At 43.8% G+C, this 13,397-nt stretch carries 11 protein-coding genes; 8 read left to right on the plus strand and 3 right to left on the minus strand.

Annotated features, from left to right (window positions below):
- Positions 1 to 79: 79 nt before the first annotated feature.
- The 4 genes from ACXACN_RS01725 to ACXACN_RS01740 all read left to right on the plus strand — a co-directional run bounded on the left by ACXACN_RS01725 (position 80) and on the right by ACXACN_RS01740 (position 5,570).
- Positions 80 to 1,555 carry a PTS mannitol transporter subunit IIBC gene (locus ACXACN_RS01725; RefSeq protein WP_474961809.1) on the plus strand — a complete coding sequence of 492 codons (1,476 nt, stop codon included), beginning with the start codon at positions 80 to 82 and terminating at the stop codon, positions 1,553 to 1,555.
- A 320-nt stretch (positions 1,556 to 1,875) separates the two neighbouring features.
- On the plus strand, positions 1,876 to 3,969 hold the full coding sequence (locus ACXACN_RS01730; RefSeq protein WP_474961811.1) for a BglG family transcription antiterminator: 2,094 nt from the start codon (positions 1,876 to 1,878) through the stop codon (positions 3,967 to 3,969).
- A 13-nt stretch (positions 3,970 to 3,982) separates the two neighbouring features.
- Complete coding sequence (locus ACXACN_RS01735) at positions 3,983 to 4,420, plus strand: PTS mannitol transporter subunit IIA (RefSeq protein ID WP_474961812.1); 438 nt, start codon at positions 3,983 to 3,985, stop codon at positions 4,418 to 4,420.
- A gap of 1 nt (position 4,421) precedes the next feature.
- A complete protein-coding gene (locus tag ACXACN_RS01740; RefSeq protein ID WP_474961814.1) occupies positions 4,422 to 5,570 on the plus strand; it encodes a mannitol-1-phosphate 5-dehydrogenase in 1,149 nt (382 codons plus the stop codon).
- A gap of 127 nt (positions 5,571 to 5,697) precedes the next feature.
- On the opposite strand, the gene ACXACN_RS01745 is transcribed toward ACXACN_RS01740, so the two are convergent.
- On the minus strand, positions 5,698 to 6,441 hold the full coding sequence (locus ACXACN_RS01745; protein WP_474961815.1) for a hypothetical protein: 744 nt from the start codon (positions 6,439 to 6,441) through the stop codon (positions 5,698 to 5,700).
- 213 nt (positions 6,442 to 6,654) lie between these two features.
- Between ACXACN_RS01745 and ACXACN_RS01750 the strand changes: the two genes are divergently transcribed.
- From ACXACN_RS01750 to ACXACN_RS01765, 4 genes are all read left to right on the plus strand, one after another.
- A complete protein-coding gene (locus ACXACN_RS01750) occupies positions 6,655 to 8,487 on the plus strand; it encodes an IucA/IucC family protein (protein ID WP_474961817.1) in 1,833 nt (610 codons plus the stop codon).
- Positions 8,468 to 10,399 (plus strand): IucA/IucC family protein, encoded by a 1,932-nt coding sequence (locus tag ACXACN_RS01755; RefSeq protein WP_474961818.1) that lies wholly within the window; start codon positions 8,468 to 8,470, stop codon positions 10,397 to 10,399. Before ACXACN_RS01750 ends, ACXACN_RS01755 begins: the two co-directional genes overlap by 20 nt.
- 21 nt (positions 10,400 to 10,420) lie before the next feature.
- Positions 10,421 to 11,599, plus strand: a complete 1,179-nt coding sequence (locus ACXACN_RS01760) for a type III PLP-dependent enzyme (RefSeq protein WP_474961820.1) — start codon at positions 10,421 to 10,423, stop codon at positions 11,597 to 11,599.
- Between the two features lie 171 nt (positions 11,600 to 11,770).
- On the plus strand, positions 11,771 to 12,421 hold the full coding sequence (locus tag ACXACN_RS01765; RefSeq protein WP_474961821.1) for a lysozyme family protein: 651 nt from the start codon (positions 11,771 to 11,773) through the stop codon (positions 12,419 to 12,421).
- A gap of 50 nt (positions 12,422 to 12,471) precedes the next feature.
- Here ACXACN_RS01765 and ACXACN_RS01770 read toward each other — a convergent pair whose 3' ends face one another.
- Together ACXACN_RS01770 and ACXACN_RS01775 are read right to left on the minus strand one after the other, a co-directional pair.
- Positions 12,472 to 12,885, minus strand: a complete 414-nt coding sequence (locus tag ACXACN_RS01770) for a DUF3021 domain-containing protein (RefSeq protein ID WP_474961823.1) — start codon at positions 12,883 to 12,885, stop codon at positions 12,472 to 12,474.
- Complete coding sequence (locus tag ACXACN_RS01775) at positions 12,882 to 13,340, minus strand: LytTR family DNA-binding domain-containing protein (protein ID WP_474961825.1); 459 nt, start codon at positions 13,338 to 13,340, stop codon at positions 12,882 to 12,884. Before ACXACN_RS01775 ends, ACXACN_RS01770 begins: the two co-directional genes overlap by 4 nt.
- Positions 13,341 to 13,397 lie beyond the last annotated feature (57 nt).

Raw genomic sequence — 13,397 nt, forward strand, 5'->3', positions numbered from 1 at the left:
TTGTCTTGTGAATGTGGTTGTAACCGCTTTATCATAAAAGTACAGAAAAAGAGAGCAAACATAACGAGGAGGAAAACTCATGAGTGAGAAACAACAAACAGGTGCAAGGGCTCGTGTTCAGCGGTTCGGGAGCTTTTTAAGTGGAATGATCATGCCGAACATCGGCGCCTTTATTGCTTGGGGTATTATTACGGCTTTATTTATTCCTGATGGATATTTTCCAAATGAAGACTTAGCAGAAATGGTCGGTCCAATGATCACCTTCCTGCTTCCATTACTGATCGGTTTCACAGGTGGACGACTGGTTCACGGACTTCGCGGAGGTGTCGTTGGGGCGACAGCTACGATGGGTGTCATCGTAGGTGCAGAGATTCCGATGTTCCTTGGCGCGATGCTGATTGGTCCTCTTGGCGGTCTAGCGATCAAATGGGTGGACAAACTTTTTGAAGGTAGAATCAAATCTGGATTTGAAATGTTGATCAATAACTTTTCTGCTGGTATAGCAGGTGCTATTCTTGCCATTATTGGCTATTATGTCATCGGTCCAATTATGTCAGGATTGACGAATATCTTAGGCTCTGCTGTTGAAGCTCTAGTGAATGCAGGCTTACTGCCACTCGTCAATATTTTCATTGAACCTGCGAAAATTTTATTCTTAAACAATGCCATTAACCACGGAATATTAAGTCCAATTGCTGTTGATCAGACCCAGGAACTAGGGAAATCGATCTTGTTCTTACTTGAAACAAACCCGGGTCCTGGATTGGGCATTCTATTGGCCTTTAGTATCTTTGGAAAAGGGATTTCCCGTCAGACGGCGCCAGGGGCTGCCATTATTCACTTCTTTGGTGGAATTCACGAAATTTACTTCCCATATATCTTGTCTAAGCCGGCATTGATTTTAGCAGCCATTGCCGGTGGTGTAACCGGAACGACAACGTTTGTGGCATTTGGTGTTGGTTTGACGGCCACTCCATCTCCAGGAAGTATCGTGGCGCTAATGCCATTGACTGCGAGAGGGGATCACCTTGGAGTGATTGCAGGTGTTCTTGTTGCGACACTAGCCTCATTCCTTGTCGCTTCCTTGATTCTTAAATTCAGTAAGAACAATGAGGAAGATCAATTGAACGAAGCTACGGCAAAAATGGAAGAAATGAAAGGGAAGAAGAGTTCTGTTTCCGGCCAGTTGAATTCTCAACAAGATGAGCAGAAAGAAGACGCGCAACAAGAAGCTCAAGAAAGAAATACAAGCGTCGTACCTTCTGTAGATCGCAGCGATGTCGATAAAATCATCTTCGCTTGTGATGCAGGAATGGGATCCAGTGCGATGGGAGCATCGCTCTTGAAGAACAAGTTCAAGAAATCCGGGATCGATATAGATGTGACGAACATGGCGATCAATGATCTGCCAAGCGATGTGGACATTGTCATCACCCACAAGGACTTGACTGAACGCGCCGTACAAAGAGTACCGAACGCTCATCACATCTCTGTAGACAATTTCCTGAACAGTCCAAAGTATGATGAACTTGTGAATGAACTCAAATCCGAATAACTGCTAAAGGCCTGATCTCCTTTGATCAGGCCTTTGTTTATTCGTTCGTACGCTAATAAAAATGAGGGAGATACTGATAAAAGTCTAAAAGTCACTGATAAATCACTCAAAGTCACTGATAAAATACTCAAAACCACTGATAAATGGGCAAAAGTCACCGATAAATGCTCTCATGACACTGACAAAGTTATTAAATTTTGTCACAAGGGGTGTGACGAAGATGACTTTTCTATTTATTGAAAACCCTTTCTCTACAACATATCATGGAACTATAGAAACAATAGTTATTAAAACTTGTCCTTGAAGGAGGTGGGTCGGGGATGTATGTGACAGGGCGTGAAAGGAAGATTCTAGATCGTTTGCTTGGTCAAGAAGATCAAGTGACCGTAAAGCAATTGGCAAACGAGCTCGATATAAGCACGAGAACGGTTCATCGTGACTTGAAAGGAATTGCAGATATTTTGGCTGAAAGAGACTTATCGCTTGAGAAAGCTTCAGGGGGCGTCCTTTTGTTAAAAGGGCCTGTAGATGAAAAGAAGTCGCTGAGACTGGAGTTAATTCAACAAGTTTCTGTGGATTACACTCAGGAAGAACGGCATGTGTTGATTTTATCGAAACTTTTGGAAACTCGTGAACCTGTGAAACTTGTGTCGATTGCCAACGATCTTGGTGTCACTGTAGCAACCATCAGCCATGACCTCGATAAAATTGAAGATCACCTCAAGGATTTTCAGTTGAAGCTTGTTAGAAAACGAGGCTATGGCGTTGAAGTGGTCGGAGCAGAATCCGGCATACGGAAAGCCATCAGTCAATTGATTATGTCTCACATGAACGAGTTGGATTTTTTCTCTATGGTAAGGCAAAACATCCAGGAAGGGAATCAAGGGACTGAAGAATCTTTGTCTGGACATTTGCTGGACATCGTGAATAAAGAAACCCTTGCACTTATTGAATATCACGTCGGGGATTTGAAAAAGGATTTGTCGTATCCTCTAGCAGATAGTGCCTACATTGCATTGGTCGTACACCTTGCTTTAGCGATTGAACGCATACAGCAAGGGGAAAAAATCCATATCGATGAAACACAGTTGGAAAAGCTTCGGTCTACGAAAGAGTATTCGTTCGCAGAAGACCTGATCGATCAATTGGCGCGTGCCTTTCACCTCACAATCCCAGAAGCCGAAACAGGGTATATTACGATGCATTTGATGGGGGCGAAGGCAAGGTACAATCGTGATTCGCTGTTAGAAGAATCCAGTATGAGCATTGCTTTTAAAGCGAAGCAGCTGATTGCAAAAGTTTCTAGTCGTGTCGGAATGAATTTTAACGAATACGACCGATTACTGAATGATCTTGTTGTCCACTTGAAACCCAGTGTTTACCGTCTGCAGCACAACATGGATATCGAAAACTCATTCACCGATCAAATGGAAAAAGATTACCCTGTTTTGTTCGAAGAAGTAGAGATGTCGCTGCTAGAGGTCTTTCCTGAATTGCCTTTCCCTCGAGAAGAAACCGCTTTTATCGTGATGCATTTTGCATCGGCACTTCTGAATATGGAAGGTGTAGCTGGAATTAATGTGCTTGTCGTCTGTTCAAGCGGAATCGGTACCGCCAAAATACTGGCAGCCAAGTTACAAAAGAGATTCAATGAAATTGAACAGATTGAGCATCATTCATTGTTTGACCTTAAAGGGATGGACATCTCCCAGTACGACTTGATTGTATCGACCATCGCTCTCGTTGATGTAGAAGGCTATGTGCAGGTGAGTCCTGTCTTACCTCAGAAGGATATTCACAAAATTGAGCATACGATCCGAAGGGTACGTGTGACGAAACAAATGAAAAAACCGGTGATGGCACCGAAGGGCGACGGTGAGAAGTCGTTTCAGGCCATACAAGAGAAGATCAAGGCATATGAACGCTATGCTGAAAACATCAGAAAGATTCTTGATCATCTTTCTGTAACGAATATAGAAGCTTCCCAAATTGGAAGTGCATTGGGACAGGCGATTCATCATTTGCAAGAATGTGGGGCCGTTTCGGAAGTGGATCGTATCGTAAATCACTTGTTGGACCGGGAAGCCATCGGTGGACTAGGGATCCCTGACACAAGCCTCGCTCTTTATCATGCGCGGAGTTCTGCTATCGACCAACCCTCTTTTTCTGTCCATATTTTGAATGAACCTTTAAGAGTCGAAGGCATGGACGGGGAGGAGATGTCTTTAAAGACGATGTTACTCATGCTCGCACCTGAAGCCCCGGATCAAGAGGGGTTGGAGACGTTAAGCTTCATTAGTTCTCTCATTATAGAAGACGATGAGTGTACGTCCATTTTACAATCAGATAATGAAGAGAAAATCCTTCAATATATAGCAAACAAGCTTTATACATTTATTAAATCTAAAGAATAAGGGAGTTTTTACTATGTCTACAAACATTTTGAAAAAAGAAAACATTGAACTGAACAAGAGCTTGGCAACGAAAGAAGACGCGATCCGTTATGTTGGTGGAATCTTGAATGAACAAGGGTATGTGGATGAAGCCTATATCCAAGAGATGCTGAAGCGTGAGGAAATCACATCTACGTTCATGGGGAACTTTGTAGCAATTCCTCACGGGACAGAGGATGCCAAAAAGTCCGTTAATGAAACAGGGATTTCGGTTGTCACAGTACCAGAAGGCGTTGATTTCGGAGATGGAAATATCGTCAAACTTCTTATTGGGATCGCTGGAAAAGGGAACGAGCATTTGGAAATCTTGTCTCAAATCGCCATTGTCTGTTCAGAAGAAGAGAACGTTGAAAAATTGATTGCGGCAGAAACGAAGGAAGAAGTTCTACAAACGTTCAGCGAGGTGGAGTAAGATGAAGGCTGTTCATTTCGGAGCAGGGAATATAGGACGCGGGTTCATTGGTGCGCTTCTCGATCAGTCGGGTTATGAGACGGTTTTTGTGGACGTCAATGAAGCATTGATTGATCAGCTGAATGAACGCAATCAGTATAAAGTTGAATTGGCTGGTGGAGATACGGGGATTACCGTTAAACATGTTAGTGGATTGAATAGTATGAAACAGCCGCAAGCAGTTGTAGAAGCGATCGCTACAGCGGACCTTGTTACTACGGCTGTTGGACCTACCATTCTTTCTGTTATTTCAAAGCTATTGGCAGAAGGCCTGGAAAAGCGGATGGAGAGTCAAGCTGGTCCATTGAACGTCATTGCTTGTGAAAACATGATCGGCGGATCGGAAGCGTTGAAGCAGCATGTGCTTGAAAACATGGATGAATCTAAGCATGACCAATTGGTTGGTTTGATCGGATTTCCGAATGCGGCCGTGGACAGAATTGTCCCGGATCAAAGTAATGATGATCCTTTAATGGTCAAGGTTGAACCTTATTATGAATGGGTGGTAGAAACGCCTTCTATTAAAGGAGTACAGCCGGAAGTGGAAGGGATCACCTACGTGGAAGACCTGACGCCGTATATTGAACGGAAATTATTCACAGTGAATACAGGGCACGCAGCTACTGCCTATCTTGGAAGCTACTATGGGCATTCCACAATCAAAGACGCGATGGATGATCGAAGAGTGAAGGAAAAAGTAGAGGGAACGTTAGGTGAAACGGGTGCTGTACTTATAGACAAGTATGGTTTTGGTAAAGAACAGCACGAAGCTTATATCGATCAGATCATTAATCGTTTCTTGAATCCGGATTTGTCTGATGAAGTGACACGTGTCGGTCGAGGTCCCATTCGTAAGCTTGGACCGAAAGATCGACTTGTGCGTCCGGCTGTAGAATATTTAGAAAGATTAAAAGCAGATCCGCATGAGTTGGTAGATGTCATTGCAGCTGCTCTGAGTTACAAGAATGAAGTTGATCCTGAAGCTAGTGAGTTGCATGAGAGAGTCTTAGACCACGGCGCTTCAGCTACCTTTAAGGCAATCTCCGGTTTGAGTGGTGATCACCGCTTAGTACAATTGGTAGAAAAAAAGTATAAAGAGATGAACGTATAAATGAAGATCCCCCAGGTGTTCCTGTGGGGATCTTTATTTTATTCATGAGTTTTGGAAAACATTGGTGTACCAGGTCATACATTTTTTTCCACAAATAAAGCCCTGAGCTTTTTGGTAAGCTTGGGCTTTATTTGATGCGGTCGTCGCGTTCTTCATCTGGGATGAGCGGGCAGGTCGGACAGCACTTGGCTTTGTCTGAGTCATGGAGCATATATTTCATGCAGCAGTGACGTCGGACATAGGTTTCTTTTCCGTTTTCCGCCTGGTAGAAGCGGAATTTAAAATGGAGAGGATTGCGACGGTTTTCTTTGAACAACTCATGGGTGGTGAACCAGTTAAAGACGGTCTCTGTCCATTCGTCTGCCTGATCTTTTACAAGCACACACTTTCGTTGGTGAAGGTTGTGGGAGACGATGGAGCGCATGTGCGTGGTTTTACATTTAGACACTTGCGCCGCCGTTTGGAATAATGGTTGGAGGTGCTGGGTAATGAAAGTGTGAACATACTCTTTTACCTTATCCACCGGTAAGTCCGCGATTTTGTGGAACGCCGACTCATCGACGATATAATTCATTGCATTTTTCTCTTTCAGTTCAATGCTAATGTTTTCAGGGCCTGCATCAATGACGAATCCATGTTTGATCATCGTCTCAAACAACCCCATCGTGAATACAGAATACATTTTTCCGAACAGCAGACCAGTAATCGCCATGTTCGGGGCATCCAATTGTTTTTTTTGGATCTGAAGCAATTCTTTCATTGTTTTTTTATTGTGTATGAGATCATCGACTTTGTAATGAGAACGGTCCTTGGATTCAGAACCAACAAAGATGCGATGATCGTTCTGAAGTTGTTCGTATACTCGTTTCATATCGATGTCTCCTATTTAGAAAGCTTTATTTTTGCTGATAACTGTTATCAATTATAAAATAAAATCAATGATCCAACAACTTAAGGAGCATAATGGACATGGACTTAGGAGTAAGCTAAGGCTATGAGTCGAAGAAGTTCGGATTATTGTTCGTTGATTTAGGGAATAGGCAGGTTTACAAAGCAACAGTATTCCTCCGAGGAGGTGAACAACATGGAAGATGTAAAATTGATACAAAAAGAATTACCGGGTTATGAATCCACCTTTTTAGAGAATCTGGGAAAAGCGGATACCCTTACCATGCATCAGCTGATTCAAGCGATCTTCCGTGAGCGTGTGGTTCCAAACGAATGGAGAAACGATGGTTCCGTTTTGGTTCTTTTCGTAAGCAGCGGAGAACTTCACGTCCCTGTGTCCCACTTATACATATTTCAACACATCGATATAGATGGAGACATTTTTTATATTGACCGTGACAAGAGTCGAACGTTAGTGGATCAAACCGAAACTTGTTTGAAACTGCTTTTCCCGGGAAATAATCCTTCTGATTTTCATGAAGAAGTCATGAACAGTGTAAGGAACCTTGCACTGGCTCTTACTGTGGCAGAGTATAGAAGAAGACAAATGGAAAACTCCCCGGCAGAAAATACGCTGACATATGCTGCTCTTCAAAAAAGTCCACTGACATTTTTGGAGCAGTGGGTGATCCAAGGGCATACCATTCATCCATGTAGCCGAACACGAATAGGGTTGACCCCTGAGGATATCGCCCGTTATGCGCCTGAATGGGAAGGAACGCCGGCCGTTATTCCTCTACTTGTTCACAAAGATCGATGTCATATGACTTCAAGGAATGGAGAAACCACAAAGTCCATTCTATTTGGAGAATACTCTCAGCTGGAAAAAGAATTCGAACGGGTTTGCATTACCCAAGGGGTAGCTGCTGAAGAATATGAGATCATTCCGGTTCATCCATGGCAATGGGAGCGAACCATCAAAAAGTATTATAAGGACGCTCTGAATCAAAAATGGCTATTGCCAATGAGTGAAACCATTTCAACAGCCGCGCTGATTTCATTACGAACCCTTGCCCCTTTATCGGATCGGTGCAGGCACCATATTAAAACGGCGGTCAATGTGCAGATGACAAGTGCGGTACGAACGGTGTCAGCAGCATCGACAAAGAACGGTCCTACATTATCCCGGCTTTTCCAGACGATTTTAAGTCATGATGAGAGGCTTTCTCGCTCTCTTTCCGTCATGGGTGAAGAGGTCGGTATTCATTACGTGCCTGCTCAAAAGGAGAATGTCAGGTTTCTGAAAAAAAATGTGGCTGCAATCCTGCGAGATAATCCAGAGTGTAATCTAAAAGGAGACGAAATAGCTGTACCGGCCGCATCTATGCTAGCGCCTTCCCCATTGTCAGGGAAATTGATCGTAGAAGAAATGGCTGAGGTCTATCCTTCAGCTCAAGCGTTCATCTATGACTATGCAAAGACGGTGCTGCCCGGGATGCTTACATTAATTACGAAATACGGTATCAGCATGGAAGCCCACCTTCAGAATTGTGTCGTCCTTTTTGAAAAGGGGAAACCTAAAAAAGCGGTACTCCGTGATTACGGTGGCATCCGAATCATGAACGAGCGATTGGAACAATTTTTCGACCAACAGCCGATCGACCCAAGTACGAATCTACTTACAAAAGACCGCTCTGAGCTTTTGGATGTGTTCTCTCACGCGCTTTTCCACAATCATTTAGGGGAAATCATTGTCGCTCTCGCAAGAAAAACGGATGCCAGCGAAAAAGAAATGTGGAGCACAGTCGAAAAGGTGATTCTAGAAACATATGACGAGCTGAAAAAGGACAAACAAATTCCAGCCTCATCCCTTTTAGATCAAGAGGAAATCCTAACTAAACCGACGAAGATGAAGGCCTTAGTTCATATGCGTTTGTCTGATCAATATACTGAGAATCTTTATGTAGAGATCCCTCATCCTTTTGCCAAGAAAAGCGAGGTGAACCAAGATGATCCTGCCCTTAGCTGAACGCTTGCAGTCACGAAATCCCAACTTGTATAAAGAAGAAGAGCAAGTCCTGCAGTACTTGAAAAATAGTCACCCTGGTCATGCATCCCGATTTTGGAAATGTAGGGACGAAGCTAGAAAAGGCATCCTGTTAAAGCTTGCGAATTCCATCATTCGCGAAGATATTGATGGTTTTTATTCTGGCGCAACGATTCTTGATGGAGGATCTTCTGACCTATGTAAAACAATAGGGGAAGAAGTAGATCCACCTTTAGAAAAAGACCGAACCTATTTGCTTGTTCAAAAACAGAAAAATAACGTTTTATTTCCAATTGTTCATACATCCGCATTCCGTTTCGTCGAAGTGGATGTACCTTTGGTCATAGAGGGACAACGCGTCCGCCCGGTTTCTTCAGCATCCGAGCTTGTTTTTCTTTTGTTTAGAAAAGCAGATCACCCAAACAGGGACATATTTATGAAGGAATTGAATAATGGTACGGCAAACCTTGCGCTCGCTCTGACTTTCCATGAGGAATGGAAACAGGGGGTGCGGACAGAAGCGGCTGATCTTGGAGTGGAAACATCGGTGGATTATGCCTTGCATAAAGGGGAAGGCGCCCATTTATTTTTCGAACAGCTCGTTGTCGACGGGCATCACCTTCATCCTGGTGCCAAAACGAAAATCGGTTTGAATTACGAAGATACCTTTCGTTACTCACCGGAATTTCATCAGACATTTTCAATCCGGCTGGCTGCTGTGAAGAAGTCAGGGGTGATGAGTACTGGGACTTCGTTTGATTCTAGTTTTCCTGATTCCGCCGAGGTAGGGAAAAAAGAGTTAAGAGAACGTGGATATGACGAGGATTTGTACACAATCTTACCTGTTCATCCGTGGCAGTTTGAACATGCGATACCTGAGATTTACCATAAGGAAATCACAGATAAAAAAGTGATCCTTTTAACTTCAGCGCCGTTAAATGTAGAAGCGACTTCCTCATTTCGGACAGTGGCTCCTAAAAGGAAAGATGCTCCTGTATTGAAGCTCGCGGTGAACAGCCAGATGACGTCGACGGTCCGCTCCATATCAACACAGACGGCAATGAATTCGACCGTCTTTTCCACTATGATTCAGGAAATCAAGGAAAGAGAAGCTCAGTTGTGTTCCTTTGTCCCCTTGAATGAATGGGGAGGAGCTGCTTTCAGGTCTGAGGAGCGCTTAAAAAGCCGCAATTTGACGATGTTGATTCGTGAATCTCTTCACCCACATTTGAAAGAAGGGGAGGTTGCAGTTGCAGGAATGAGCTTGTATGCTCAGTCTCCCATCAGTGAATTGACCATTCTTCAGGAGCTTGTACAGGAATTTCAGATGAAACATCACCTCCATCGCAAAGAAGCCGTCCCGGCATTTTTCTGTGAATATTTACAAAAGGTGCTGCCAGGCTATATAACCTTAATGGTCAAATATGGAGTCGCACTGGAAGGGCACCTTCAAAATAGCCTGCCTGTGTTCAAAGATGGACGGTTAACACGCTTCTTTTTCCGTGACTGGGGAGGAGCGAGAGTGTTCACGGATCGTCTTCATAAACAAGGCATTGCTCCGGATTTCGCCGCTGGTTCGGCTAGTGTGACGAATGATCGTTCATCGATGCATAACAAGTTGTATTACACTGTATTTCAAAACCACCTGGGAGAAATCATTCGTCAGCTCGTCCAATATAGTGGGTTACGAGAAGACACATTTTGGATAGAAGTAAAAAGAGTGGTAAAGGAAGAATTGGATCGGTTGTCACAGGAGGATGGTTTGTCCACCCAAGTGGCTGAAGATCGAAAGTTTTTATTCCAGTCCACGGTCATGCATAAGTCATTGACCCAGATGAGGCTGAGCAATAGTAAAGGGGATGCCTACACGGAAGTTCCGAACCCCTTAGCTTGAAGAAAATGTGAGGATGTAACTATGAGAATCGAACAATATATTGAAAATAAAAAACGACAAGATGATCATCCGCTTTGCGCCTATGTTTATGATCTGGGTCGGTTACGGAAGCATGCAGGTTCCATAAAAAATAGCCTCCCGGCTTTCTGCCGGCTTTATTATGCGGTGAAAGCGAATCCAGATCCGCGCATAATCGGAGCTTTGGCCCCGATTGTCGATGGGTTTGAAGTCGCTTCCGGTGGAGAACTGAAAAAGGTGTTCCATCAAAGCCCCGTGCTGTTTGGGGCTCCTGCAAAAAAACAGACGGAAATAGAGCAGGCGATCGATGGAAGAGTGGAAGCTATGAACGTAGAAAGTTTTCATGATTTGAACCAAATTGAACACTTATCCCAGCAAAAAGACAGGGTCACACCGGTACTGATTCGCGTCAATCTAAGTCGTGATGTTCCGGAAAGTCATCATATGATGTCGGGCGTTCCGACTCAATTTGGTGTTGATGAACGTGATGTGCCACTGATCATTAAAAAAGCCCTGGAGATGAAGCATGTGCGTGTAGAAGGGTTCCATTTTCATGCCATGTCGAACAATTTAAGTGCTGAAGCTCATGTGCAATTTGTGTCCATGTGTTTAGAGAAGTCGAAAAGCTGGCGGGACCATTTCGGGTTAACCATCCGTGCGGTGGATGTCGGCGGAGGTATTGGGATCAATTACTGGAATCCGGAAGACGGGTTCGATTGGGACACATTCACAACTGGACTTCACGAACTTGAGAATGCAATGGACGGACTTACGTTAGTGCTTGAACTTGGGAGATACATGACGGCCGCTTCCGGGGCGTATGTAACCGAAGTGTTAGATGTAAAAGCCAATCATGATCATCATTTCGCCCTCGTTCGTGGAGGATCACACCACCTCCGACTGCCTGCTGCCTGGAAGATGAGTCATCCTTTTCGTATTCACCCAGTTGCCAAATGGGAGAGACCATACGAAAGGCCTGGGGTCAATGATGAGGAAGTCACGATTGCTGGAGAGTTGTGTACCCCCAATGACCTTCTCGTGAAAAGTCAATACGTGAAAGAACTAAGAGTTGGGGATGTTGTTATTTTCGACTATGCAGGTGCTTATGCATGGACGATTTCGCACCATGAATTTTTGAGCCATCCCGAACCTGACTTCATCTATCTGGATGAAAAGCACTAGCCGTCACAAATCGTGGCGGCTTTTTCTTGTGAAAAATTAGATGTGGGAAAGAAATCCAATCTACAATGCGAGACTCTCCTAATCGGCTCTTTTTAGTGCGTATTCTCAGTCATTTGGATCAGAAAATGGTAAGCTATTCATAGAATGACGTCGAAGGGAGGGGGCGGAGGGGTGAAAAAAGAGAATCATAGAAATAAAGGCTGGTCATGGGGAGCCATACTCCTTCCGGTCTTTTTACTCGGCCTCGTGTTTTTCACAATGGCAAGTCAGCTTAGCGATGGGGTGATGAGCAGCTGGACCGCTGAAGAAAAAGAGCCGGACCTTCCTAATCAGGTATTGCAGTATGAAGATGAAGTGGAGACATATGCCGAACAGGAAGGCATTCCCAAGTACAAGGATATTCTTCTGGCTTTGATGATGCAGGAGTCTGGTGGCCGCGGAGACGATCCTATGCAGGCATCAGAATCCCATTGTGGAGAGGTTGGCTGTATTGAAAATCCAGAACAGTCCATCAAGCAAGGGGTTGCTTATTTCGCAAAGACTTTGGAACGCTCTGACGGAGATGTGAAGCTTGCATTGCAGTCCTATAACTTTGGGGCAGGATTCATTGATTTTGTGATGGACAATGGTGGGCAATATACACAAGAACTGGCGATTGAATTTTCTTCAAAGAAATATGAAGAATTAAAACATACAGGGAAATACAGCTGTATTCGTGAAGAAGCTGAAAAGTTTGATGCGTGTTACGGAGATATTTATTATGTAGACGCTGTTCTCGATCACTACGAAGAAGATGGAGACCTTATCGCTTCCTCTTCCTGATGAAGGAAAAGAGTCGACTTGAACCTAAGGATGGTTCGAGTCGACTTTTTTTATTGAAGATGATTCAATTCTTCATTTAATTTCCTGGATTCTGACCTGAAATAAAGATAGAAGCCAATCCAAATGATGATATATATGAGCAGGAACGCAAGGATGGAGAGGAGGATTGTCGTAAGTTGAAAAGGGATCCACCCGATGAAGAAGCTGATAATGAAATATAGCAGGGAGACCGTGATGAAATGTAAGAGCGTTTGCTGCCACAGTCTGAGCGATGTCATTTCAAAATACAAAGGTGTCACGGAGAAAAACCAGCCGCAAAACATGCTGCCGAGGGAATTTCTGATGAATCCATCTCCAGGTAGAGCTTCCACATCCCCGAACCATAATACAGCGTATGTCATTAGAACTGCGAGAAAGGCTCCAAAGAAGATACCGATGATACTTCTGATAGTAAAAGTCTTCATTTTTCTTTCCTCCTATTCATTTTTAAAATGGTTTTGATTTCTTTTACATAATGCCTCGATGCATACTCTTTGCTGCCTGACTGAAAATGGACGACCAGCGTGCCGTGAAACGAAGGCTCAAAGTGACTGATTTTATATAGGTTAGCCATGGTAGATTTCGAGATGCGGATAAACGGATCAGGTGATAGCGTTTCCTCCAGCTCATACAATTTTTCTTTTAATTTGTATTTTCCTTCGATATGAGCAGCATAGACCATCTCCTTTTCGGTGTAGAAATACTCGATGTCCCGAGGTTTAAGAAGGTGTTGGCGATCCTCCTTGTACCCAATCACCAAATCATGGTTTTCCTCCTCCAAAGCATCGAGAATTTTTCTTATGGATGGATCGACTTCTTTGCACTCAACGGTCACCTTTGTTTCTTCGTGTGTTTCCTTGATATCTATGATCAGTTTCATTTCCCCTTTGCCCTCCCCTCTGTCTTTCTATTGTCAGTATAGACTTGTGGGAGATTT

Source organism: Halobacillus sp. AWM4_238, assembly GCF_056158265.1.

Excerpts from the sequence above, each read along its gene's own strand:
- ACXACN_RS01725 (WP_474961809.1), top strand. The coding sequence starts at position 80 with ATGAGTGAGAAACAACAAACAGGTGCAAGGGCTCGTGTTCAGCGGTTC.
- ACXACN_RS01755 (WP_474961818.1), top strand. The coding sequence starts at position 8,468 with ATGATCCTGCCCTTAGCTGAACGCTTGCAGTCACGAAATCCCAACTTG.
- ACXACN_RS01740 (WP_474961814.1), top strand. The coding sequence starts at position 4,422 with ATGAAGGCTGTTCATTTCGGAGCAGGGAATATAGGACGCGGGTTCATT.
- ACXACN_RS01760 (WP_474961820.1), top strand. The coding sequence starts at position 10,421 with ATGAGAATCGAACAATATATTGAAAATAAAAAACGACAAGATGATCAT.
- ACXACN_RS01770 (WP_474961823.1), bottom strand. The coding sequence starts at position 12,885 with ATGAAGACTTTTACTATCAGAAGTATCATCGGTATCTTCTTTGGAGCC.
- ACXACN_RS01730 (WP_474961811.1), top strand. The coding sequence starts at position 1,876 with ATGTATGTGACAGGGCGTGAAAGGAAGATTCTAGATCGTTTGCTTGGT.
- ACXACN_RS01735 (WP_474961812.1), top strand. The coding sequence starts at position 3,983 with ATGTCTACAAACATTTTGAAAAAAGAAAACATTGAACTGAACAAGAGC.
- ACXACN_RS01775 (WP_474961825.1), bottom strand. The coding sequence starts at position 13,340 with ATGAAACTGATCATAGATATCAAGGAAACACACGAAGAAACAAAGGTG.
- ACXACN_RS01750 (WP_474961817.1), top strand. The coding sequence starts at position 6,655 with ATGGAAGATGTAAAATTGATACAAAAAGAATTACCGGGTTATGAATCC.
- ACXACN_RS01745 (WP_474961815.1), bottom strand. The coding sequence starts at position 6,441 with ATGAAACGAGTATACGAACAACTTCAGAACGATCATCGCATCTTTGTT.